Source organism: Paraburkholderia sp. MPAMCS5, from assembly GCF_036016995.1.
Taxonomy (GTDB): domain Bacteria; phylum Pseudomonadota; class Gammaproteobacteria; order Burkholderiales; family Burkholderiaceae; genus Paraburkholderia.
Genome location: NZ_JAYXBK010000009.1, coordinates 120801 through 142891, shown reverse-complemented (window position 1 = coordinate 142891; position 22091 = coordinate 120801). Strand labels below are relative to the sequence as shown.

At 64.7% G+C, this 22091-nt stretch carries 20 protein-coding genes and 1 pseudogene; 15 read left to right on the top strand and 6 right to left on the bottom strand.

The window, feature by feature from the left end; all coding sequences use genetic code 11:
• Position 1 precedes the first annotated feature (1 nt).
• Together VOM14_RS20950 and VOM14_RS20945 are read left to right on the top strand one after the other, a co-directional pair.
• Positions 2–1276, top strand: coding sequence for an MFS transporter (locus tag VOM14_RS20950; RefSeq protein ID WP_327630653.1), 1275 nt, complete (start codon positions 2–4; stop codon positions 1274–1276).
• A 261-nt stretch (positions 1277–1537) separates the two neighbouring features.
• Complete coding sequence (locus VOM14_RS20945) at positions 1538–2551, top strand: DUF1254 domain-containing protein (protein ID WP_327630652.1); 1014 nt, start codon at positions 1538–1540, stop codon at positions 2549–2551.
• A 32-nt stretch (positions 2552–2583) separates the two neighbouring features.
• On the opposite strand, the gene VOM14_RS20940 is transcribed toward VOM14_RS20945, so the two are convergent.
• Positions 2584–3921 (bottom strand): ATP-binding protein, encoded by a 1338-nt coding sequence (locus tag VOM14_RS20940; protein ID WP_327630651.1) that lies wholly within the window; start codon positions 3919–3921, stop codon positions 2584–2586.
• Complete coding sequence (locus VOM14_RS20935; protein ID WP_327630650.1) at positions 3918–4574, bottom strand: response regulator transcription factor; 657 nt, start codon at positions 4572–4574, stop codon at positions 3918–3920. The genes VOM14_RS20940 and VOM14_RS20935 overlap by 4 nt, the downstream gene beginning before the upstream one ends.
• A gap of 161 nt (positions 4575–4735) precedes the next feature.
• On the opposite strand from VOM14_RS20935, the gene VOM14_RS20930 reads away from it, so the two are divergent.
• From VOM14_RS20930 to VOM14_RS20905, 6 genes are all read left to right on the top strand, one after another.
• Complete coding sequence (locus VOM14_RS20930) at positions 4736–6085, top strand: TolC family protein (RefSeq protein WP_327630649.1); 1350 nt, start codon at positions 4736–4738, stop codon at positions 6083–6085.
• Between the two features lie 35 nt (positions 6086–6120).
• Complete coding sequence (locus tag VOM14_RS20925; RefSeq protein ID WP_327630648.1) at positions 6121–7125, top strand: efflux RND transporter periplasmic adaptor subunit; 1005 nt, start codon at positions 6121–6123, stop codon at positions 7123–7125.
• Positions 7125–10187 (top strand): efflux RND transporter permease subunit, encoded by a 3063-nt coding sequence (locus VOM14_RS20920; RefSeq protein WP_327630647.1) that lies wholly within the window; start codon positions 7125–7127, stop codon positions 10185–10187. Before VOM14_RS20925 ends, VOM14_RS20920 begins: the two co-directional genes overlap by 1 nt.
• Positions 10135–10410 carry a multicopper oxidase domain-containing protein gene (locus VOM14_RS31455; RefSeq protein WP_442955570.1) on the top strand — a complete coding sequence of 92 codons (276 nt, stop codon included), beginning with the start codon at positions 10135–10137 and terminating at the stop codon, positions 10408–10410. Before VOM14_RS20920 ends, VOM14_RS31455 begins: the two co-directional genes overlap by 53 nt.
• 64 nt (positions 10411–10474) lie before the next feature.
• Positions 10475–10762 carry a hypothetical protein gene (locus VOM14_RS20910; RefSeq protein WP_327630646.1) on the top strand — a complete coding sequence of 96 codons (288 nt, stop codon included), beginning with the start codon at positions 10475–10477 and terminating at the stop codon, positions 10760–10762.
• A gap of 98 nt (positions 10763–10860) precedes the next feature.
• A complete protein-coding gene (locus VOM14_RS20905; RefSeq protein WP_327630645.1) occupies positions 10861–11934 on the top strand; it encodes a DMT family transporter in 1074 nt (357 codons plus the stop codon).
• A gap of 198 nt (positions 11935–12132) precedes the next feature.
• On the opposite strand, the gene VOM14_RS20900 is transcribed toward VOM14_RS20905, so the two are convergent.
• Together VOM14_RS20900 and VOM14_RS20895 are read right to left on the bottom strand one after the other, a co-directional pair.
• A complete protein-coding gene (locus VOM14_RS20900; RefSeq protein WP_327630644.1) occupies positions 12133–12774 on the bottom strand; it encodes a DUF1109 domain-containing protein in 642 nt (213 codons plus the stop codon).
• Positions 12771–13319 carry a sigma-70 family RNA polymerase sigma factor gene (locus tag VOM14_RS20895; RefSeq protein ID WP_327630722.1) on the bottom strand — a complete coding sequence of 183 codons (549 nt, stop codon included), beginning with the start codon at positions 13317–13319 and terminating at the stop codon, positions 12771–12773. The genes VOM14_RS20900 and VOM14_RS20895 overlap by 4 nt, the downstream gene beginning before the upstream one ends.
• A 313-nt stretch (positions 13320–13632) precedes the next feature.
• Here VOM14_RS20895 and VOM14_RS20890 point away from each other — a divergent pair, with 313 nt between their 5' ends.
• From VOM14_RS20890 to VOM14_RS20875, 4 genes are all read left to right on the top strand, one after another.
• Positions 13633–14274, top strand: a complete 642-nt coding sequence (locus tag VOM14_RS20890) for a cytochrome b/b6 domain-containing protein (RefSeq protein ID WP_327630721.1) — start codon at positions 13633–13635, stop codon at positions 14272–14274.
• Positions 14275–14294: 20 nt separating this feature from the next.
• Complete coding sequence (locus VOM14_RS20885) at positions 14295–15071, top strand: molybdopterin-dependent oxidoreductase (protein ID WP_327630643.1); 777 nt, start codon at positions 14295–14297, stop codon at positions 15069–15071.
• 64 nt (positions 15072–15135) lie between these two features.
• Positions 15136–15387 (top strand): pentapeptide MXKDX repeat protein, encoded by a 252-nt coding sequence (locus VOM14_RS20880; protein WP_327630642.1) that lies wholly within the window; start codon positions 15136–15138, stop codon positions 15385–15387.
• Between the two features lie 351 nt (positions 15388–15738).
• Positions 15739–16221 carry a hypothetical protein gene (locus VOM14_RS20875; RefSeq protein WP_327630641.1) on the top strand — a complete coding sequence of 161 codons (483 nt, stop codon included), beginning with the start codon at positions 15739–15741 and terminating at the stop codon, positions 16219–16221.
• 33 nt (positions 16222–16254) lie between these two features.
• On the opposite strand, the gene VOM14_RS20870 is transcribed toward VOM14_RS20875, so the two are convergent.
• Both VOM14_RS20870 and VOM14_RS31450 read right to left on the bottom strand, forming a co-directional pair.
• Entirely contained in the window at positions 16255–17823 is a 1569-nt protein-coding gene (locus tag VOM14_RS20870; RefSeq protein ID WP_327630640.1) for a tetratricopeptide repeat protein, read from the bottom strand.
• A gap of 126 nt (positions 17824–17949) precedes the next feature.
• Positions 17950–18732: pseudogene (locus VOM14_RS31450) on the bottom strand (TonB-dependent siderophore receptor); the annotation flags it as partial.
• Between the two features lie 285 nt (positions 18733–19017).
• Here VOM14_RS31450 and VOM14_RS20855 point away from each other — a divergent pair.
• From VOM14_RS20855 to VOM14_RS20845, 3 genes are all read left to right on the top strand, one after another.
• The gene (locus tag VOM14_RS20855) at positions 19018–20289 is read left to right on the top strand and encodes an MFS transporter (RefSeq protein ID WP_327630638.1); all 1272 of its coding nucleotides are present in this window, start codon (positions 19018–19020) and stop codon (positions 20287–20289) included.
• A gap of 125 nt (positions 20290–20414) precedes the next feature.
• Positions 20415–21053 carry a pyridoxamine 5'-phosphate oxidase family protein gene (locus tag VOM14_RS20850; protein ID WP_327630637.1) on the top strand — a complete coding sequence of 213 codons (639 nt, stop codon included), beginning with the start codon at positions 20415–20417 and terminating at the stop codon, positions 21051–21053.
• A gap of 66 nt (positions 21054–21119) precedes the next feature.
• Positions 21120–22037 carry a LysR substrate-binding domain-containing protein gene (locus VOM14_RS20845; protein ID WP_327630636.1) on the top strand — a complete coding sequence of 306 codons (918 nt, stop codon included), beginning with the start codon at positions 21120–21122 and terminating at the stop codon, positions 22035–22037.
• Positions 22038–22091: the final 54 nt, after the last annotated feature.

The window sequence follows — 22091 nt, the reverse complement described above, 5'->3', positions numbered from 1 at the left end:
CATGAGCGCACAAGGCGACATGAAGAATTTCGGCGCGACGCCCGGCGTCAGCGCGCAGGCGTGGTCGGTGTTGCTGGCGAGCACGCTCGCGTTTCTCGTCTGCTTCGTCGTATGGATGATGTTCGGCGTGCTCGGTGTGCAGTTGCGCGAGGACCTGCATCTGAACAGCACGGAGTTCGGACTGCTGACATCGACACCGGTTTTGACGGGCGCGTTGATGCGCCTGCCGCTCGGCGCGTGGACCGATCGTTTTGGCGGACGCATCGTGATGACGGTGCTGCTAGTCGTTTGCACTGTACCCGTTTATATTGTCAGTTATGCAACCGCGTTGTGGCAGTTTTTGTTGATCGGGCTGTTTCTCGGCTGCGTGGGTGCGTCGTTTGCAGTGGGCACGCCGTACGTCGCGCGTTTTTTTCCGCCCGGGCGGCGCGGCTTCGCGATGGGCTTTTTCGGCGCGGGCACGGCCGGGGCCGCGGTGAACCTGTTCGTCACGCCTTCGTTGCAGGCCGCGTATGGCTGGCGCTTCGTGCCGCGCGTGTACGCGCTCGCGCTGCTGGCAACCGCGGTGATCTTCTGGTTCGCGTCGGCGCCCGATCCGGGCGCCGGGCGAAAACAGGGGTCGTGGCTCGACGCGTTCAAGGTATTGCGTAATCCTCACGTCTGGCGCTTGTGCCAGTTCTACTCGATTACGTTTGGCGGCTTTACGGCACTGTCGCTGTGGATACCGCAGTATCTGAAGGCCGAATACGGCATGTCGCTCGTGGTGGCGTCCGCGTTCGCTGCGGGATTTTCGCTGCCAGGGTCGATTTTGCGCGCGGTGGGCGGTGGACTCGCCGACCGCTTCGGCGCGCACAGCGTGACGTGGTGGGGGCTGTGGGTTGCCTGGGTTTGCCTTTTTTTGCTGTCGTATCCGCCAACCGACCTCGTCATTCACACGGTGGGCGGCACGGTGAGTCTGCATATCGAAGTCACGCTGATCTTGTTCGTGGTACTGACGTTTGCGCTGGGCGCGGTGTTCGCGTTTGGGATGGCATCGACGTTCAAGTACGTTGCAGATGACTTCGCCAACAACATGGGCGTGGTGACAGGAATCGTAGGTCTTGCGGGCGGGCTTGGCGGGTTCCTGCTGCCGGTTATTTTCGGCGTGCTGTTGGACCTGTTCAAGGTGCGCTCGAGTTGTTTTATGTTCCTTTACGGGATTGTCTGGGTGTCGCTCATTCTGATCTATCTGTCGGAAGTGAGAAGGGCGCCGGTGGTGGGGAAAGTCGTGGGGTAAGTCGGGTGGCCGCGCATGCGGGCCTGCGGTTGACTACCTCGCGCATGGCAAGCGGATGGCGGTTGTCAGCCTGATCACGATGGCGACTAACGTGCCGTTCTTGCCCCTGCCGGAAAAGAATCCAATTGAACCCCACACGCGGGGAACATGGATGAGTCGTCACGATGGGCTTGTACAGGCCGCAGGAGCCACTCTTCGACCAAGCGTGGATGCTACCCGACGTCGAGGAAGTTGCCTCACAACAATGAACAGGAAAACTCCATGAAAAAAAACCTGATCGCCGCGCTTGCCTTCGCCTGCGCGTCCGCGCTTGCGTTCGGCGAAGAAACTGCGCCGGTGACGGTCGATAACTTCGTTCGCGCGGAAACCGATCTTTATTTCACCAACTCCGTAAAAGGCGGCGGGTTCGGAGGATGGCACCATATTCGCGATCTCTTGCCGGTCGACCATCAGAGCGTAATTCGAGGCAATCGCGATACGTTGTACTCGTCGCGGGTATTCGACCTCGACGCCGGGCCGGTCACGATTACGCTGCCCGATGCGGGGCAACGGTTCATGTCGCTTCAGATCATCACCGAAGATCAATACACGACCACCGAATACGGAGCGGGGCCGCATCAGCTGAGCAAGGAAAAAGCCGGCACGCGTTATGTGCTCGCCGGCATTCGCACGTTGACCGATCCGAGCGATTCCGGCGATCTGGCTCGCGTACATGCACTGCAAGATGCGATCAAGGTCTCGCAACCCGGCGGTCCCGGCAAGTTCGAAACGCCGAACTGGGATAAAGCCAGCCAGAAGAAAATTCGCGATGCGCTCCTCGGCCTCGCAAGCACGGTGACGGACACGCGCCGCGCCTTCGGCACGAAAGACGAGGTCGATCCGGTTCAATATCTGATCGGCGCCGCTTCGGCCTGGGGCGCCAACTCACCGCGCGATGCGATCTACCTCAACGTCGTCCCGACACAAAACGACGGGAAAACAAGCTATTCATTGAAGGTGAAGGACGTACCGGTCGACGGATTCTGGTCGGTCAGTGTCTACAACGCAGAGGGCTATTATCAGAAGAACGCGTATAACGCGTACTCGTTGAATAGCATCACCGCGAAGAAGGGCAGCGACGGCGGTGTCACGATCCGGTTCGGCGGCTGCGACGGCAAGACGCCCAATTGCCTTCCGATCATGGACGGTTGGAACTACATGGTTCGGCTGTATCGTCCGCGCGCGGAAATACTCGACGGCAACTGGAAGTTTCCTGTCGCGCAGCCAGCGAGCTAGCCGGCTCGCGGCCGCCTGACATTAATTGGGGCTTATTTCGAGCTTGTTTCGGGCCTAACTCCCACCGCGCAGAAATACCTGGCCCGAAACCCGCCCTCGATATTCTCAAGCACCAACTGTCCTCCGGTCCGGCGCGCGAGTTCCGAGACGATGGAAAGCCCGAGACCACTTCCCGCCGAGGCCGAATGATCGAGCCGATAAAACGGCTCCAGCACCCGCTGCAATTCGTCCTCGGGAATGCCGTTGCCGGAATCGGAAACCTCGAACATCACCCGGCCGTCCGAGAGGACGGCCGAAATATCCACCTTGCCGCCAACCGGCGCATACCGCACGGCGTTGTCGATCAGATTTCGGAGGATCACCGCGATAGTGGCCTCGTCGAGCCACACGATCGCGTCGTCGAATCGTTCGAAACCAATGTCTATCTGCCTGTCGCGCGCCATGTCGAGAACACTGTTCACGGCTTCCGTCGCGATGACGCGCAGCGACGCTTCCTGCATCGGCAGGGGCGGCGTGTGTTCCGAGCGCGCGAGTTGCAGCAACTGCTCGACGAGCCGCTGCGTTCGTCGCAGCCCCGCTTGAAAGGCCTTCAGTCTTGCCGCGCCCGACGCGGTGGTCACCGCGCTGCCGAGGTTTTCGGCTTGCAGCGACAGCGCCGCCAGCGGCGAACGCAGTTCGTGCGCGGCGCTTGCCACGAAACGGCGCTGGTGTGAAATCGCGTCGCGCAGCCGCTCGATCAGGTGGTTGATCGAGCGGACAAACGGCAGAACTTCCAGCGCGATGCCTTCCTCCGACAACGTGTCGAGAGAAGTCTCCGTCTGCCGGTCGATCGCCGCCGAGAGCCGCGTCATCGGAGCCAGTTGTTTGCGCACCACCACCACGATCACGATAAACAAGGTGGGCAGCAACACCAGCGCCGGCACCAGCGTTCGCATCGCGCCGTCGCGGGCGATCTCGTCACGCAGCGCAGACGGCTCGGCGACCGCGATGCGCTCGCCGCTTGCGAGCGTGTGGACATTGAGCCGCCACCACTGGCCGCCGCCCTCCATGTCGTGGAAGCCGTCGGTTATCGTCGCGGGAATCGTGAGGCCGGTGGCTTGCAGCATGCCCGCCGTGCCGCTTTCCAGCTTGTCGATCACGATCCGCACTTCGGTGTCCGGCGAACTCGTCACCGCGGCGGACGGATCAGGCAGCGTGATCGCCTGCCGGTCGATCAGCGTGGCAATCTCCTTTAACTGGCCGTCCTGAAGTTCGCTGGCTTCCTGATAGGCGAAAACGAACGAAAACCCACACGCGACAATCCCTGTCGCCACGATCACGCCGCCGATCCACACGAGCAACTGTGAAGTGAGCGAGCGCGGGCGCGTCATTTTTCCACCAGCCATCCCACACCCCGTACGTTGCGAATTGCCGGAGCACCCAGCTTTTTGCGGATGCCGTGAATGAGCACTTCGACCGTGTTGCTTTCGATGTGCTGTCCCCACGCATACAGCTTCTGTTCGAGCTGCTCGCGCGAGAGCACGGTGCCGGGACGCAAAAGCAAGGCGCTGAGCAAGGCGAACTCGCGGCTCGTGAGGCGCGCCTCTTTGCCTTCGTACGTCGCCATGTGCGTCGCGGCGTCGACGGTGAGGCCGGCGCTCGTCATTTTCGATTCGCGATGTTCGCCGAGGCGCCGCGTCACCGCTCGCAGGCGCGCAAGCAGTTCGCCGATTTCAAATGGCTTGACGAGATAGTCGTCCGCGCCCGCATCGAGACCAATGATCCGGTCCTCGATGCTGTCGCGCGCGGTCAGGATGATGACCGGTACCTTCTCGCGCCGCGTCCGCAGCTCGCGCAGCACATCGACACCGCTGCGTCCCGGCAGATTGAGGTCGAGCAGCACGACATCGTGCTCGCGCACCATCAATGCGGCGCTCGCCAGGTTGCCGTCGCGCACCCAGTCGGGCGCATAGGCGGCGTCCTTGAGCGCCTCCACCACGGCCTCGCCAATCATTTCGTCGTCTTCGATCAGAAGCACTCGCATAGCTGTGGGCGGCCGTGGCCGCGTCTTAAGTGAAAAATAAGTGTCGCCCAATACGATCCGCAGGTTCTCTTCCCGCCAGGTCCCTCATCGTGACGCACGGTTCGTACGATAGCAAACTGCCCCGCGCAATTCTCGCGACGATGGGGCGATCGCCACGCGCGATGTGCCTCCTGCCGCTCGAATGCGCGGCCTTCCTGCTGATCGGCGGATGCACGACCTATGTGCCGCGGCCCTTGCCGGACGCGCCGCAATGGGCTGCGGCGAGCGATGCCCGCGTGGATGCCCGCGTGGATGCCCGTTTCGATGCCCGTTTCGATGCCCGCGCAGCCCCGTTGACCGCCGATCAGGTCGTGTCGCGCGCGCTCCAGTACAGCCCGGAGGTCCGCATGGCGCAGCGCGAGGTCGACGTCGCGAAGGCAAAGCGCTATGCGGACGGTCTGCCGCCCGATCCCACGCTCAACTTCAGCACGGACCGTCCGGGCGCCGCCGGCTTTGTGCCTGCCTTCATGGTCGAGTTGAGTTACGAGGTGTCGGCGCTCGTCGATCGTCCCGCCAAAAAGAAGGCGGCCAATGCCTTGCTCGACCAGAAACAGCTCGCGCTCGAATGGACGCGCTGGCAGGTCGCCAATCACGCGTATGCGCTTTATGTGCGCAACGTGAACCTCGCGCGTCTCGAAGACGAGACCGACCGGATGGCGACGCATCAGCGGGCTGTCGCGAGCCGGATGGACAGCGCGCTCGCGCGCGCCGACATCACGCGCGATGCCGACATGCTGGCGCAAACGCGGTATCGCGACAGCGCGCAGGAATCGTTTGGGTTGCGGCGCGAGCATCTGCACGCGATCCAGGAACTCGATACGCTGCTCGGCCTGCGTCCGGGCACCCAGTTCACGCTCGCCGCGCCGCCGGAACCGGCGGAGATTCCGGATAGCGTGATCGAGACGGCGCTCGCGGACCTCGGGCAGCATCGTCCGGACCTGCTGGCGCTGCGCGCGGGCTACGACGAACAGGACGAACGCTACCGGGCGGCGCTGCTCGGCCAGTTTCCGAAGCTCGACATCGGCGTGACGCGAGGCCGCGATACGTCGGCCATTTATACGTCCGGGCTCAGCCTCTCGGTGACGCTGCCGCTTTTTAACGGCAACCGCGGCAACATCGCCATCGAAAAGGCCACGCGCGAACGCCTCTACGAGGAATACGTGCAACGTCTGGACGACGCCTACGCGGCCGTGCAGGTCATCACCGCCGACCTGAAACTTCAGCAGGAACAGCTACAGGCCGCGCGTGGCGCCGAAGCCGCGCTCAACACCTCGTTGGAAAAGGCGCGGGCCGCTTTCCAGCAAGGCAACCTCGCGCTTGGCGCGCTCGCCGACCTCGAATCGCAGTACGGCGCACAGCGCATTGCCTCGGAGAAGCTCGCGAACTCGGTGCTCCAGGAGCACGTGGAGTTGTGCACGCTGATCGGCGTGAGCGCGATAGATCATCAACCGTTTCAACAGGCCATACGATGAAAGCGAGCCGACTCTCAACTTTTGCCGCAGTGTCCGTGTTCGCAGTGTCCGTGCTGATGGTCAGCCAGGGCGCGTTCGCTGCGGATGTCGTCACGATGCCCGCCGTGCCGAAGCACATCACGCAGACCGTGTCGGCGCCCGCGCGGGTTCAGGCGGCGTCGAACGTCGCGTTGACGGCCTCGACCGCGGGAACCGTCGAGGGTCTGCGCGTTCTGCCAGGCGATGCCGTGCGCCGCGGGCAGATGCTTGCCCGTCTGACGGGCCCCGCGGTGATCGCGGAGCGGACGCGTTTGAACGCCGAGCAAAAATCGGCGGACATTCGCGCGCGCACGGCCATCCAGGCCGCCACGATCGAACAGCAGAAGCTCGACGACCAGCTCAGCACGCGCGACGCCGTTCTGCATGCAGAGGCCGAGCGCGACAGCGCGCGTCAACAGTTGCTCGCCGCGCAGGCCGCGAGCAAAAACTATGAGAGCCTGGTGTCGCTGAGCGCGCCGCAATCGGGCACGGTGACCGCCGTCAGCGCCGCCGACGGACAGCTCGCGAGCGCGGGGCAGGCACTCGTGACGATCGCGCCTTCGAACGGGCTGTATGTCGTCGCGAGTGTGTATGGCAACGGCGCGACGCGGGTGGCGCCCGGCATGGCAGGCACGTTCTTGCCGGAGGGCGCTGCTGCGCCGCTGCGCGTGGTCGTCGAGCGCCTGTCGCTCAGCGCGACCGTGCCGGGACAGCAGGACGTGTGGCTGAAGCCGTCGGATAGCCAGGCGTTGCGAGTCGGCGCAGTGGGCACGCTGACACTCGCCAGGACGACCGACAGGCTCGCGGTGCCCGCGAGCGCGCTGGTGCTCGACGGCGGCCAATGGTGGGTGCTCGTGCACGACAAGGCGGGCGAGCATCGCAGGAAGGTCGTGCCGGGCGCTTCCGACAACGGATGGACGTCCATCGACCAGGGACTCGCGCGGGACGAACGTGTCGTGACCCAGGACGCGTATCTGCTGTTTCATCAGGACTTCGCCCAACGTTACCAGCAAGCCGATTGATGACTTTTCGAACTATCCTCGCCGATATCGTCAGGCGACCGCTGCTGTGGGTCATGCTCTATGCGGGCCTGATTGCCTACGGCGTCTACGCCCTCGTCAATATTCACGCGGAAGTGTTGCCGCAGTTCAACATGCCGCAAGTGAGCATCGTCGCGCAGTTGCCGGGCGCGACGACGCTCGATCTGGAAGGTCTGGTGGCGCGTCCCATCGAGGCCGAGCTGACGTCGCTGTCCACGCTGAGCGATGTCCGCACGGTGATCGGCCAGGGCTCGGTGCAGATCGAGGCACGCTTCACGGAAGGCACGCACGCCAGCAGCGCGCTCCAGGACGTGAACGGCGTGATCGGCCGCATTCATGGTTCGTTGCCGACGGGCAGCAGCCTCACCACCGAGATCTCGGGCAACGCGATCAACGAAGTCGCGGATTACGCGGTGCAGATTCCGCCGGGCGTCGATGCATCGCAAGCGCAGCGCGTGATCGAAACCGATATCGTGCCGCGTATTCGCGCGGTTTCCGGCGTGCAGAAAGTGTCGGTCGCGGGGCCGGGCGCCGACGCGATCTGGGTCCGCCCGAACCTCGGGAGAATGCAGCAGTTCAATGTCTCGGTGACGGACCTCGCGTCGTCGCTGGCCGCGGCGACCGCGATGGTGCCGAGCGGCTATGTCGATCTCGGGCATCAGGATATTTTCATCGAAGGCCGCAGCCTGCCCGCCACGCCGGCGCAATATGACGACATTGCATTGTCCGCGCCTGCCGGCACGATTCCGCTGAACGCCGTGGCCGACGTCACGCGCGCCGCGCCGCCTTCGCATCACGCGGTCACGCTCGACGGCCAGCCGACTATCGCGCTGATCGTGTTCAAGCAGCCGGGGGCATCCACGGTGCCGGTCGTCAAGGAGGTGGACAAGGCGCTGGACCAGCTCCAGCCGCAATTGCCGGGCGGCGCGAAGTTCGTGCGGATCTACAGCCAGGGGCATATCGTCGGCCTGGTGTCGGCCGATCTCACGCGCAACCTCGCGATCGGCGCGGTGCTCGCGGTCGCGGTGCTGTTCTGGATGCTGGGCGCGAGCCGCGGCATCTGGGCCCTCGCGGTGAGCATTCCGCTTTCGCTGCTGCTCGGCATCGCCGGCCTGTATCTGGGCGGCCAGAGCCTGAACCTGCTGACGTTCGGTGCGTTGTCCGTCGCGGTCGGCCTGCTCGCCGACGACGCGATCATCGTGCTCGAAAGCATCTATCACCGTTGGGAAAGCGGCGACGATCGATGGGAAGGCGTCGCGCGCGGCTTGCGCGACATCGCCGGCCCGGACATCTCGGGCACCATGACGACGGTCGCCGTGTTCCTGCCGCTCGCGTTTGTCGGCGGCCTGGCGGGACTCTTCTTCGTGCCGTTCTCGCTCGCGATGACATTGAGCCTGATCGCCTCGCTCGTCATTTCGCTGACGCTGATTCCGCTCGTCCTCGGCTTCGTCGGGCCGCGCGTGCATACGCGGCCTAGCTCCGGCGCGCGCGCCGTCGCCTGGTTGAAAGCGCACAACCTGCGCCTCTTCGATGTCGCGCTGCGCCGCCCGCGCATGGCGCTGTGGGGTTGCGTCGGCATCTTCGCGATCTCGGTCGCGGGGCTGGCGCTGGTGCCGGTCGATTTTCTGCCGCTGCCGAACGAAGCCGTATTGCTCGAAAGCTTCACGTTGCCGCCCGGCACGTCGCTGCACGATTCGCGCGATGCCGCCGAGCGCATTTCGACGCGGCTTCGCGGCCTGCCGTTCGTCGCGCACGTGTTCGCGCGCATCGGCTCGGCCTCGGGCACGTCGTACACCGAACCCGCCTATGCGGGCGAAATCCAGGTCGCGCTGAAGCCCGACGTGAATGCGGGCAGCCTCGATGACATCGGCAAGCGCATTTCGGATGCGTCGAAACTGCCCGGCGTGCAGACGATTGTCGGCACGCCCACGCTGGAGCGTCTGGGCGAAACGCTGTCGGGTTTGCCGCAGCCGTTTGTGATCGACGTGTATGGCAGTTCGGTGGACACGCTGCAATCGCTCTCGACCGAGGTCACGCGACGCCTCTCGACGGTACCGAATCTCTCCGACGTGTTCAACAACGACGGCTATCCCGTCACGGAACTGCAAATCACGCCGAAGGCGGGGGCGCTCGCGCTGCATGGCCTCACCGCCGCGCAGCTCTTTTCGCAACTGCACATGCTGCTTGCGGGGCAGATCGTCGCAACGGTTCCGGAGGGCAATGGCCATCTCGATGTCTTCATCCGGCTCGGCGAGCCCACGCAATTCTCGCTCGACGAACTCCGGCAGATTCCCGTCATGGCGAAAGGATGGACTGCGCTCGGCGACGTCGCCGACGTCTCGATGAAGACCGGCCCTAACGTGATCCGCCATCTGGATGGATTGCGCGCGGTCGAAATTCTCGCGACGCCCACCGCGCCGCTCGGCAAGGTCATCGCGGATTCGAAACAGGCATTGGCCACGCTGAAGCTGCCGCCCGGCTACGACGTGAAGTTCGGCGGCCTCTATCCGCAGCTCGAACGCGCGGTGATCAACGTGGCGGTCGCCGCCGCGATCGCGCTCGCGCTGATGCTCGGCATTCTCACCTTGCAGTTCGATGGTTTCCTCGTGCCGGGTCTTCTGCTGTTGCAGATGCCGCTCGGGTTTTCGGGCGGCGCGATTGCGCTTCTCGTCAGCGGCGTGGGTCTGAATGCCATCGGGCTCATTGCGTTTCTCACGCTGATCGGCGTGAGCCTGAATCACGGCATCGTGCTTCTTCAGATGGTGAAGCGCAATGAAGCGAGTGGCCAGCCGGTCGTGGAGGCGGTGAGGCATGCAGTGGAAGTGCGCTTCAGGCCGATTCTCCTGACTGTGCTGACGGCGTCGCTCGGTCTGTTGCCGACCGCGCTCGGTTTCGGAACGGGCGCGGCGCCGGAACAGGGGCTCGCCATCGTCACGCTGGGCGGGCTCGTGTGGAGCGGTTTGCTGAGTACGAACCTGCTGCCGGCCTTGTATGTCCACGGCCGAAACAGGCAGGCGCGACGGGCATCGGCGGCACGGTCTTGAGGGCGTGAGCGGCCGCGCGCAGCCGCATATTGCGCCCGGCAGAATCTTCGTCTACGAGTTCCAGCTGGAGCAGCACGGCGGGTTCATGTATCACCCGCATGCCGACGGAATGATGCCGATGGCGATAGTGAGCCTGGAGTGGAAAGCGCGCGCTTCGTCCGGTTACTGCCGGTTACAGGATTCACAGTCCGGCTTTACTTCGGCGGCCATGGCACTTTTATAATCCGTGCGTTCGTCCCTCGTTGTTGTTCGGCATCCGCCGGCATGGAGCAGGGCAGGAGAACACCATGAAACGCGCTACCCTTTTGATCGCAGTGGGACTGTCCGCTGCCTGTGTTTCGAGCGCGGCTTTCGCCCATGCGGATATCGGCGTTTTTCTGGGTGTGCCGGGTCCGATGTACGTGGCGCCGCCTCCGGTCGTGTACGAGCCGCCGCCGCGCGTGGTGTATGCGCCGGCTTACGGCTACGGATACCGCTACGAAGACGACGATGACGACGGCCACCGTTGGCACCACGATCACGGTTGGCATCGGGGCTGGGAGCACCACCACCATCATCACGACGACGATGACTGATTTGCGAGGACAGTAGGCGGTCTTCATTGAAGTGAAGTGCGCCGCTCGTCGCCATCGCCGGTAAACTATCCGTTTGCGACGATGCGAGGCTCCAGATTGTGAAGACGGGACATAGCGCGGTGTTCACCGCACTGGCTGCTGCGGCATTGTTCGGCGCGGCGACGCCGCTTGCCAAGGCGCTGCTCGGCGCGGTCAGTCCGTTCATGCTCGCAGGACTGTTTTATCTCGGCAGCGGCGTGGGTCTTGGCTTGAGTCTCGGCCTGAGTCGCGCGTGGCGCTCGCTCGCAAAGCGCGGCGCTGCGTCCGGCGCGCAACACCACATTCAGAAAGCGGAACTCCCCTGGCTTGCCGGCGCGATAGCCATGGGCGGCGTCGCCGGTCCGGCGCTGCTGATGCTCGGGCTCGCGAGCACGCCCGCGGCAACCAGTTCGCTGCTGCTGAACCTCGAAGGTGTGCTGACCGCCGTGCTCGCCTGGGTGGTGTTCCGCGAGAACGTCGATCTTCAGGTCTTTCTCGGCATGGTCGCGATCGTCGCCGGCGGCGTGCTGCTGTCGTGGCATCCGGGACAGGCGGGCGTGCCGCCCGGCGCATTGCTGATCGCCGGCGCGTGTCTGTGCTGGGCCATCGACAACAATCTGACCCGCAAGGTCTCGGCCAACGACGCGATGGTCATCGCGTGTCTGAAGGGCCTCGTGGCCGGTCCCGTGAATCTCGGCATTGCCATGGCGAGCGGCGCGACGCTTCCGTCCGTGGCAACGATGGCGGCGGCAATGCTGACCGGTTTCGCCGGCTATGGCATCAGCCTCGTGTTGTTCGTGGTCGCGCTTCGTCATCTCGGCACGGCGCGGACCGGCGCTTACTTTTCCGTTGCGCCGCTATTCGGCGTGATCATTTCCTTCGCGATGTGGCCTGCGCGGCCCGATCTGTCTTTCGCGATCGCCGCCGTTCTGATGGCGCTGGGCATCTGGCTGCACGTGCGCGAGCGGCACGTGCACGAGCACCGTCATGAATGGCTGGAGCATACGCATCGGCATCGCCATGACGAGCATCATCGGCACGAGCACGACTTCCCTTATTCCGGCGACGAACCGCATACGCACCCGCACGTGCATCTGCCGATCACGCATTCGCATGCGCATTTCCCGGATATTCATCATCGGCATTCGCATTAGCGGGCGCGCGCTCGCATTGGCGAGCCTCGTGCGATGCCCGCGCCGATAGCGCACAATGAATCACCCACGGGCGCCTGCCCAGCAGGTGTGAAGGTGCGCGACACTCGCCAGCGTACGGTCGGAACAATCGCCCGACACAGTGGCGCGGACATAGCAGCCGGAGTAACGCCCGGCCGCCCGTGGCATCGCCGTTTGCTCTCACCATCGCAGCAGCTTCGGTCCGAGCCACGCGCCGATGCCCGCGGGCGCCAGCATCCCGATTGCGTACCACACGCTCCAGAACGCCGGGCTCATCTCGGGACAATGCAGGCAATACACGATGGTCGCAGCGGAACTCGCGAGCAAGCCGGCGACGGCGCCCGCGAGCCGCAGTTGCGTCGGCGCAAGCGATTTGACGGCCCAGAATACGGCAGGCAATGTCGGCAGCGAAAGCAGCATGATGTTCAGAGGACACGTGCGCCAGGTCTGACCGAGGACGAGCGGCCAGCGTGCCCCCGGCGCCGCGCCGTCGAGCACGAGCAGGCTCGCGGCCCACACCGCGATGAACGGCAGCGCGATCAGCGCCCACGCATAACCCGCGCGCGCGCCCGGCCGACCGAGCCGCGTTATCGCGAGCAGCGCGCCGATCGCGATGGCCAGCGGATACGCGAGCTTGGCCCAGAAGATGGCCGTGCGCGCGACGCTCGCGAGATCGTGCCGCACGCCGAACACCACGCACATCAACACGAGCGAGCCCAATGCGCCCGCAACCAGCGCCTTCGCGAAACGGCGCGCGACAGCGCCGCGCTCGACGCGCGTCACCTGGTTCGACAGAAGGCCGATGAGATCGTCGGTTTTCATCGCAGTCCCCGGATGCGCGCGGCCAGCGCCTTGAGACCGCGATGCACGCCGACCTTCACCGCCGATTCCGACAGGCCGGTGATGCGCGCCGTTTCCGTCACGGAGAGGCCTTCGAGTTTCATGTGAACGATGGGCAGGCGCTGTTTGTCAGGCAAATGGTCGAGCAGCTTGCCGATGTCGTGCCGCGCTTCGGCGGGATCGTCGTCGATGCTGGCGAGCAGGTCGGCATGGTCGTCGAGCGGGTCGTTGAGCGATTCGCGGCGCGCGCGCGAGCGGAAGTAATCCATTAGCTTGTAGCGGGCAATGGCGTGCAGCCACGCTGTCAGCGGTTCGTCCTGACGATAGGTGTGACGCGCGTTATGCACGGCGAGCAGGATCTCCTGAACGAGGTCTTCCACGTCGTCGCGATAGCGCGGAATGCGCTTGCGCAGAAACCCGCGCAGATGCCGTGTGAGTGCTTGCAGAAAGTCTCGATAAGCGTCGGCATCGCCGTCCAGACCGCGAACGAACAACGCTTTCAGGCGGCTTTCCGCTTCTTGCAGCATGGCTTCTCGATTGACGGGACGACGAGACGACGAGACGCGCGCACCGTCCGCCGCCTTGGAGGCGAGCGGGGCGCCCGGCTTCGGATCGGTCGCTTCGGCATAGCCGAAGCCGCAATGCGCCACTATAGCGCGGTCGTCGGTCATCTTCTTCATCCGGCGCTTCACCGGCCTCCTTTCACGGGTTAATTCGCTGGTTCGCGTTCGCCGGTTACATCGCGCGTTAAAGTTTTTTTGCGTGCAATAGCTGTAACCCGCTTCATGTCGCGGACGAATTCACCTGTATCAACCTGCCACGGTGATCGACATGAAGACGATGAAAGCGACTCTCACTGCGGCGCGCGAAAGCGTGCCGCTCAATGCGCCGGCGCAGTTGCCGGTTCATCCGCTCTGGTTGCGCGTCACGCATTGGCTGAACGCCTTGGCGGCGCTCGTCATGATGTTTTCCGGCTGGCGCATTTACGACGCGTCGCCCGTGTTTCGGAACATCGTGATTCCGCCGTCGCTCACGCTCGGCGGCTGGCTCGGCGGCGCGCTGCAATGGCACTTTGCGGCGATGTGGCTGCTGGTGTTCAACGGCATCGTCTATTTCGCGCTCAACATCGCGAGCGGGCGCTTCGTCGCCAGGTTCTTTCCGCTTTCGCCGCGCGCCGTGTTGCGCGACTTGATGGCGGCATTGAGAGGCAAGCTCTCGCATGCGGATTTGCGCGAGTACAACGCGGTGCAGAAGCTCGCGTATCTCGTCGTCATGGTCGATCTCGTGGTGCTCGTGCTGTCGGGGTTCGCGATCTGGAAGTCGGTGCAGTTTCCGCTGCTGCGCGACCTGATGGGCGGCTACGACAACGCGCGCGTCGTGCACTTCTGCGCGATGGCGGTGATGGCCGCGTTCGTCGCCGTGCATGTCGCGATGGTGGCGCTCGTCCCGCGCTCGCTGTTGACGATGCTGCGCGGCCGCTGATCCTTGCCGGAGTGAACGACATGAACCCGAACGACAAGCGGCCCATTCTGCTGGACCGCGCAACGATTCTCGCCGATGCGCGCCGCGAGTTGCAGATGCCTTCGCGCCGTCTCTTCGGAAAGCGCATGCTGACGCTCGGCGGCCTGTCGCTGCTGACGGGCTGCACGATCACCGACGCCGACTCGGTCAGCACATTTCTAAAAGCCGTGTCACGCCTGAACGATCGCGCGCAGGCGCTGCTGTTCGATCCGAAGCGGCTCGCGCCGACCTACACCGAAGCGCAACTCACGCGGCCGTTTCCGTTCAACGCGTTCTATGGCATCGACGAAGTGCCCGATGTGAACGGCAGCGACTATCGCCTGACAGTGAGCGGTCTCGTGACCGGACAGCGCGTCTGGACGCTGCCGCAACTGTACGCGTTGCCGCACGCGGAACAGATCACACGGCATATCTGCGTGGAAGGATGGAGCGCGATCGGACGCTGGGGCGGCACGCCGTTCGCCGCGTTCCTGCGCCGCGTGGGCGCGGACACAACAGCGAAGTACGTCGGCTTTCGCTGCGCGGACGACTACTACGAAAGCATCGACATGCCGACAGCGCTGCATCCGCAGACGCTGCTCACGTTCGAGTACGACGGCGAGCGCCTGCCCGCGAAATACGGCTATCCGATGAAGCTGCGCATGCCGACCAAGCTCGGCTACAAGAACCCGAAGCATATCGTCGAGATCTTCGTCACCAACACGTATCCCGGCGGTTATTGGGTCGATCAGGGCTACAACTGGTTCGGCGGTTCGTGAGCGGGGCGTTTTTTTCCGGTTCCGGTCATGCCGGACCACTGTCAACCCACCAAGGAGATGAGCCATGAAATCACTGACCACGGCTGTATTCGCAGCGCTGCTGACGCTGGGCGCGCCGGCTGCATTCGCGCAGGCGGCGAGCGGCGCGATGGGCAACGACGCCATGTCGCACGACGCCATGAGCAAAGGCGGCATGTCGCACGATTCGATGGGCAAGAGCAGCATGTCGCACGATTCGATGAAGAAGAGCAACAAGATGAAGAAGCACGACGCGATGGGCATGGAGCATGGCGCGTCCGGCACGATGAATCAGTAAGTTCAGTAAGCCGGTGTGAGCAGCGAGGCCGGGACGCGATACGCGATACGCGATACGCGCCCCGGCGCCCATTCCCCCAGGCCACAGCGCCAATCGGCCTCGTCCCTCAAGAAATCCCTTCATCCTGCCGATATCCCATACGGCCACGTCCGTCTCATAGATGCCGCTTGAATAAGGCGGCGAGCCTTTGGCCGGCGTCGCGTATGCGTATGGCCTCGGCGTCGGACGCGATCCGGCTGCGGGCCGCGTCTGGCTGGAAAAAGCGATGGCTGCGGGCGACGACTGGGCCGCCAGCGACCTCGTGACTTGTACGAAATCGGGCCCCGAGCGCTGCGCGATTCGACCCGAGCGATGCAGCTGCATCGGCAAGGTGCGCGAGCCGGCGCCGGGCAGTCGCAGATCGCGCTCGCCTTGCATGCGCTGGCAACCGGCGCGGAAACGGACCTCGGCAAAGACGAGCGGCGTTGGCTCGTGCCTGCCGATGCGGCGTCGAACCTGTGGTGCGACGATACGCTCACGCCCGCCGGCGAACTGCGCCAGCGCTGGGATGGTTTGTCTTCGCTGAATCAGGCCTTGCTCGGCAATCCGCTGATGCAATACGGCGTCGGCATGCGCTTTCTGACCGGCAGCGGGGTTCCGCGCGACCGTGCGCTCGGCGCGGCATGGATCGCCCGCGCGCGGGCGGGCTTCGAGGCTCTGGACGGCGTGCCGGCGTACGCCGCCGCGATCAGGATCGTCGAGGCGAGGCTGGCGGAACGCATGGGCGACGACGAGAAGCGACGCGCTCGCGAGATCGCGGCGAATCTGAGCGCGACGGTGACGGAGTTGCGCTGAAGCGACGCGGATGCGGTGACGTATGCGCGCCGTTCAGGTGGGGTGGAAGGCGTCGATCGCACTGCGTAGCGCCGCGATCACGCCACGCCAGTCGCCTCGGCCGGTTTGCCGGAAGAGCCGCGCTTCGCTGTACCAGGGACTGTCGCTTCGGTTCAGTTGCCATCTCCAGTCCGGCACGAGCGGCAGCGCAATCCATACAGGTTTGCCGAGCGCGCCCGCCAGATGCGCCACGGCCGTATCGACGCTGATCACGACATCGAGGGAATCGATCAGCGCGGCCGTCTCGGCGAAGTTCGTGAGCCGCGCGGACACGTCGCGCAATTTGCCCATTCGATCGAGTTGCGCGAGCGCGGCGCGATCGCTCTCGCGCACATCGGGTTGCAGCGCGAAAAAGTCCGCGTCGGCCTCCAGCAGCGGTTTCAACTGTTCCAGCGACATCGACCGGTTCCGGTCATTCAGATGCGTTCTGCTCCCCGACCACGCGATGCCGATTCGCGGACGCCGGGCAGACGTTGCAAACAGCTCGCGCCATTGAGCAACGAGCGCCTCGTCCGCGTGCAGATAAGCTTGCGATACGCCGAGATCGTGCGCCCGAAGCTTGAGCGCGAACGGCAGGCTGAGCAGGGGAACGTGGTAATCGAAAAAGGGCGTGTGGTGCGTCTCGCCGATCACTTCCGCCGCATCCGGATAGCGCCGCAGAAGAGGCAGCAGCGCGTCCTGAACTCGCAACACGACACGCGCGCCGGCCGCGCTCAGCCGGTCGACGAAACGCACGAATTGCAGCGTGTCGCCGAAACCCTGCTCGTGATGCACGAGGATCGTCTTGCCGTGGATCGGCTGCGCGCCCGTCCATAGCGTGCTGGCCGGAAAGCCGTGACTTTGCGCGCCGTCGCGCCAACGCCATTCGTACTCGCGCCAGCCATGCTCGAATTCGCCGAGCAGCAGATTGGTCTGCGCTCGATTGGTGCGCGCGCCGGCGTCGTTGGGATTGACGGCGAGCGCCTTCTTGAATTGCTGCAAGGCTTCATCGAAACGCAGCAGATCGCGCAGCGCAACGCCGAGGTTGACATGCGCGCTCACAAAGCGCGGATTGAGTTTGATCGCGAGCCGGTATGCGTCGAGCTCGTCTTCGTAGCGGCCCATTCTGCCGAGCAGCGTTCCCCGGTTGTAATGCGCCTCGGCGGAGTCCGGCTGGATCGCGCAGAGACGCGTGAGCATGTGCTGCGCGCGGTCGAGTTCGCCCAGTTGCATCAGCGACATGGCGGCGCCGTGCAGCGAGGCCGCGCGATTCGGCGAGTGAGCCAGACTGCGCTCGAACAGATCCGCCGCGCTGTCGTGACGTCCCGCCGTCTGGCAAACCTGCGCGGCGAAATCCAGTTGATCGGCGGACATCGGCATGTGTAACGACGCCTGTAACAGATGCTGCGCCGCGCCCGCATAGTCTTGCTGCCGGATCGCAAGGTAGCCGAGGCCTTCGAGCGCTTCGCCATGGTCGGGAACGCGCGCGAGAATCTCATGCAACAGACGCGTGGCGTCGTTCAACTGCCCGGCTTCGGCGTGGCGTCGAGCGGCGGCGAGTTTGTGGTCGATGTCGTGAATCATGGATGGCAACCTGAGGGGCAAACAACACGTCGGGCAATATTGTCGCAGGCCACGAGATCGCGCTCAACGTTCCGCCGCAGGCCCCGCTGCGCGCTGCTCGTGTGCCCCGCTGCAACGCGTCAACCGTCAAAACGAAAACGTCGTATTCAACATCACGAGCCGCGCTTCGCCCACCGCGATGATCAGGTTGCTATTGCTCGACGGATAGTACGTTTTGTCGAACACGTTCTTCACGTTCAGTTGCATATGCGTCGGGATCTTGCCGAACTTCGTGTCGTACGCGGCGAACACGTCCGCGACGACATAGCCTGGCAGCGTGAAGCTGTTCGCCGTGTCGCCCGGCCGTCCGCACACGAGCCGCGCGCCGTCGTCGCGGTCGGTCGCGTTCGTGTACGCGTAGCTGCCGATCACGCTCACGTGTTGCGTGAGCCGTCCCACGACGTCCAGTTCGATGCCGCGCGACCTCGCGCTGCCGTGCGCGTCATACCTCAGGCCGGTCTCGAAGACGCGCCCGCGCTCCGGCGCAAGCGGCGCGCTGACTTCGGTGGCGACGTTCGGCACGAACGATTTGCTGAAGTTCGCGTAGGCGGAAAACGCGGGCGTGAGCCGGTACACGAGTCCGAATTGCGGCAGTCACACTTGCCCATGCGAGTGATCGGCGATCACGAAAGGGCGGCCTGCGCCCGACAGTTGCTGCCAGCTTTCCCAGCGCACGCCGGCGGACGCCATCAGCCGGCCGGTCAGATGAACCGTGTCCTGCGTCACGACCGAATAAGTATGAACCTTCGACAGACTGTCGCTTTGCGTCGCGCTCGGCGTGCCGCCCGCCGCGAGCGCGCCATAGACCGGGTCGTACAGATCGAAGCCCGACACCGCCTTGCCGCGAATCGTGTCGCCACGAAAACTGCGAGAGCATCATGTAAATGAGAATGACTATCAAATGAAGGCGTGATGACGGGATGTACGGATGCGTCGCAGGGGTGTTGACTTGTAATGAACGGTGATACGCAGGCGATCCGTCGGCGGCGCGCGCGGCAGCAGCGCAGGGCACGTTGCTCTAAACTAGCTGCCCGGCCACGGTGGCCGCGCCGCCCACGCCGCCCACGCCGCCCACGCCGCCCACGTCGCCCACGCCGCCCACGTCGCTCACGCGGCCATGTGGCCACGCCGTCCCGCAGTCACCTAAAGACCTCGATGCCTCCCATTCCCGCCGATTCCCGCGACACTTCCGACGCCCCCGCCGTCAGCTTGCCGAAGCAACCGGCGTTTCAACGCTTCTGGTGCACCCGCATTCTCTCGTCGCTGTCCTTCCAGATGCTCGCCGTCGCCATGGGATGGCACATCTACGCGCTCACGCACAGCGCGTTCGCCTTGGGCCTCGTCGGCCTCGCGCAGTTTCTGCCGATGTTCCTGCTCACGCTCCTGGTCGGCCATGTCGCGGATCGCTACGACCGGCGGCGCATTGCGGCGATCTGTCAGAGCCTCGAAAGCGTCGCTGCGCTGGTCTTCGCGTGCGGCACGTTCGGCGGCTGGATCAGCGCGCCCGTGATCTATGTGCTGGCCGCGTGCGTCGGCGCGGCGCGTGCGTTCGAATCGCCCGCTGTCGCTTCGTTGCTGCCGGGCGTGGTGTCGCGCGCCCAATTGCCGAAGGCGACCGCATGGGCCACGTCGGCGAACCAGACCGCGCAGATCGCCGGTCCGGCGCTCGGCGGTCTGCTTTACGGCATCGGTCCGGGCGCCGCCTACCTCGCGTGCATGGCGTCGTTCGCCGCGGCGGCCACGGCCGTGTGGGGCGTTCCGCTGCGCACGAAACCGGCGAACCGCGCGCCCGTCACACTCGAGTCGGTGTTCTCCGGCATCGCGTTTATCCGCAAGCAGCCGGTGATTCTCGGCGCGTTATCGCTCGATCTGTTCGCGGTGCTGTTCGGCGGCGCGACCGCGCTGTTGCCGGTCTTCGCGCGCGACTACCTGCACACGGGGCCGCTCGGCCTCGGCCTGTTGCGCTCGGGCACGGCCATCGGCGCGCTTGCGGGCACCATCTGGCTCGCGCATTTCCCGCTGCGCAACCGGCCCGGCGCGGCCATGTTCGGCGGCGTGATCGCGTTTGGCTGCGCCACGCTCGTGTTCGGTCTGTCGCATCAGTTCATTGTGTCGCTGCTGGCGCTGATGGCCTTGGGCGCGTCCGATACGATCAGCGTCGTCGTGCGGCTCTCGCTCGTGCAACTGCGCACGCCCGACGAAATGCTTGGCCGCGTCAGCGCCGTCAATTCGCTTTTCATTGGGACATCGAATCAATTGGGGGAGTTCGAATCCGGCGTGACGGCGGGCTGGTGGGGCGCGCGCACGGCCGTGCTGGTGGGCGGCCTCGCGACGATCACCGTCGCCTTACTGTGGATGAAGCTCTTCCCCGAACTGAGGAACACCCGCTCGCTCGCCCACGAGGAGGAACTGGCGGCGAGTTCGTAAGCGCCCCGCGCGCTATTCTCGATTTCTGAAAACCCGGTTCCCGATCCGGCCGGGTTCTGTGCGCGAAGTGGAACGGGTAAGGTGGAGCGCGTCGCTTGCGGAGTCGTCCGCGAAGGAGCCGTTCCATGATTCAACCAGATGCCCACGCTTATCCAAGCGATATCGCTTTCACGCCGACCGTCAAGGCATGGCAGCGCCGTCACGGCTCGCGCGAAGCCTACGCGCGCATGGAAGAGGAGCACGGCTGGCAGACGCGGCTCACGCCCGAGGTCGCGAGCTTCATCGAGCAGCAGACGAGCGTGTTCCTCGCCACGGCGAGCGCGGACGGGCAGCCGTATATCCAGCATCGCGGCGGACCTGCGGGCTTCCTGCACGTGCTCGACGATCACACGATTGCGTTTGCCGATTTCGCGGGCAATCGCCAGTACGTCACGACAGGCAATCTCGCGGACAACCCGAAGGCGCATCTCTTTCTCGTCGACTATGCGCATAGGCGGCGCATCAAGATCTGGGGCGAGGCGCGCGTGATCGAAGACGATCCCGCGCTGCTCGCAAAGCTGATGCCCGAGGGTTACAAGGCGCGCGGCGAACGCGTCATTGTGATGACCGTGCGGGCCTGGGACGTCAACTGTCCGAAGCATATTCCGCAGCGCTTCGAGGCCGCGGACGTGGCCGCCGCGCTCAAGGCGCGCGACGAGCGCATCGCGGAACTGGAGGCGTGCGTGGCGCGCCTGGAAGGCGAAAAAGCCGCGCTGCGCGCGTGATTCCGGGCGCTTGAGCGAAGCCGGCAACCGCTATCATGAGGTCATCGCGACTCGGCTTCGTTCATCATGCGCATTGCTCCTTTACCCCCGCTCCAATATCTCGTCGCGTTCGAATCGGCCGTGCGGCATGCGAGTTTCACCAAGGCGGCCGCTGAGCTGCATCTCACGCAAAGCGCGGTGAGCCGGCAAATCCAGCAACTCGAAGAGTTTCTCGGCCGCTCGCTTTTCGTGCGCGAGCATCGCGCGTTGCGTCTGACCATCGCCGGCGAAGGTTATGCGAAGCATGTGCAATGGCTGCTCGCGAATTGTTCCGAAGCCACGCTCGATGTCATGAAGCGCTACGGCGACCAGGAATTGACGATCGCCTGTTCGTCGGGCGTCGCGGTGTTGTGGCTGACGCCCCGGCTCGGCGCGTTTCGCGCGGCGTATCCGCAGGTGAAAATCAGAATGATCGTGCGCGATGGGCTCGCGTCGCTGTCGCCCGCCGAATTCGATGTCGGCCTGTACTACATACGCCAGCGGGCCGAGCCGCATTTCACCGCGCGCCGCCTTTTCGACGAAGAGGTGTACCCCGTCTGCTCGCCCGCGTATCTCGCCGGCCGCGTGCTCGAACCCGTCGATCTCGTGCACGAAACGCTGCTGATTCAGGAGGACGGCCAGCGTCAGTGGATGTCGTGGCCCGAATGGTTTCGCATCAACGGCGTGGCCATGCCGGCGTCGCCGCAAGCGGTCGTGGTCAATCACTATCCGCAGCTCGTGCAAATGGCGATTCTCGGGCAGGGTGTCGTACTCGGCTGGCGTCACATGATCGACAGCTGTCTGGAAGCAGGACTTCTCGTGCGCGCCACGCATGCCTGCGCGAGCCACGGCGGGGGCTACTACGTGGTGTCGCCGAACGACCGCTCGCAGAACCAGGCGGCCCGCGTCTTCACGCGATGGCTCTTCGAACAGGCCGAAGCGCAGACGGGCAGGGCGGCGGCCTGAAGCTTTTTCGCATGCGCTGCACGCATGCGTGCATGCGAATCTTTCGTTTCGCAA

Coding starts and splice junctions, on each gene's coding strand:
- VOM14_RS20950 (WP_327630653.1), top strand. CDS start 2: ATGAGCGCACAAGGCGACATGAAGAATTTCGGCGCGACGCCCGGCGTC.
- VOM14_RS20945 (WP_327630652.1), top strand. CDS start 1,538: ATGAAAAAAAACCTGATCGCCGCGCTTGCCTTCGCCTGCGCGTCCGCG.
- VOM14_RS20940 (WP_327630651.1), bottom strand. CDS start 3,921: ATGACGCGCCCGCGCTCGCTCACTTCACAGTTGCTCGTGTGGATCGGC.
- VOM14_RS20935 (WP_327630650.1), bottom strand. CDS start 4,574: ATGCGAGTGCTTCTGATCGAAGACGACGAAATGATTGGCGAGGCCGTG.
- VOM14_RS20930 (WP_327630649.1), top strand. CDS start 4,736: ATGTGCCTCCTGCCGCTCGAATGCGCGGCCTTCCTGCTGATCGGCGGA.
- VOM14_RS20920 (WP_327630647.1), top strand. CDS start 7,125: ATGACTTTTCGAACTATCCTCGCCGATATCGTCAGGCGACCGCTGCTG.
- VOM14_RS31455 (WP_442955570.1), top strand. CDS start 10,135: ATGTCCACGGCCGAAACAGGCAGGCGCGACGGGCATCGGCGGCACGGT.
- VOM14_RS20910 (WP_327630646.1), top strand. CDS start 10,475: ATGAAACGCGCTACCCTTTTGATCGCAGTGGGACTGTCCGCTGCCTGT.
- VOM14_RS20900 (WP_327630644.1), bottom strand. CDS start 12,774: ATGAAAACCGACGATCTCATCGGCCTTCTGTCGAACCAGGTGACGCGC.
- VOM14_RS20895 (WP_327630722.1), bottom strand. CDS start 13,319: ATGCTGCAAGAAGCGGAAAGCCGCCTGAAAGCGTTGTTCGTTCGCGGT.
- VOM14_RS20890 (WP_327630721.1), top strand. CDS start 13,633: ATGAAAGCGACTCTCACTGCGGCGCGCGAAAGCGTGCCGCTCAATGCG.
- VOM14_RS20885 (WP_327630643.1), top strand. CDS start 14,295: ATGAACCCGAACGACAAGCGGCCCATTCTGCTGGACCGCGCAACGATT.
- VOM14_RS20880 (WP_327630642.1), top strand. CDS start 15,136: ATGAAATCACTGACCACGGCTGTATTCGCAGCGCTGCTGACGCTGGGC.
- VOM14_RS20875 (WP_327630641.1), top strand. CDS start 15,739: ATGCAGCTGCATCGGCAAGGTGCGCGAGCCGGCGCCGGGCAGTCGCAG.
- VOM14_RS20870 (WP_327630640.1), bottom strand. CDS start 17,823: ATGATTCACGACATCGACCACAAACTCGCCGCCGCTCGACGCCACGCC.
- VOM14_RS20855 (WP_327630638.1), top strand. CDS start 19,018: ATGCCTCCCATTCCCGCCGATTCCCGCGACACTTCCGACGCCCCCGCC.
- VOM14_RS20850 (WP_327630637.1), top strand. CDS start 20,415: ATGATTCAACCAGATGCCCACGCTTATCCAAGCGATATCGCTTTCACG.
- VOM14_RS20845 (WP_327630636.1), top strand. CDS start 21,120: ATGCGCATTGCTCCTTTACCCCCGCTCCAATATCTCGTCGCGTTCGAA.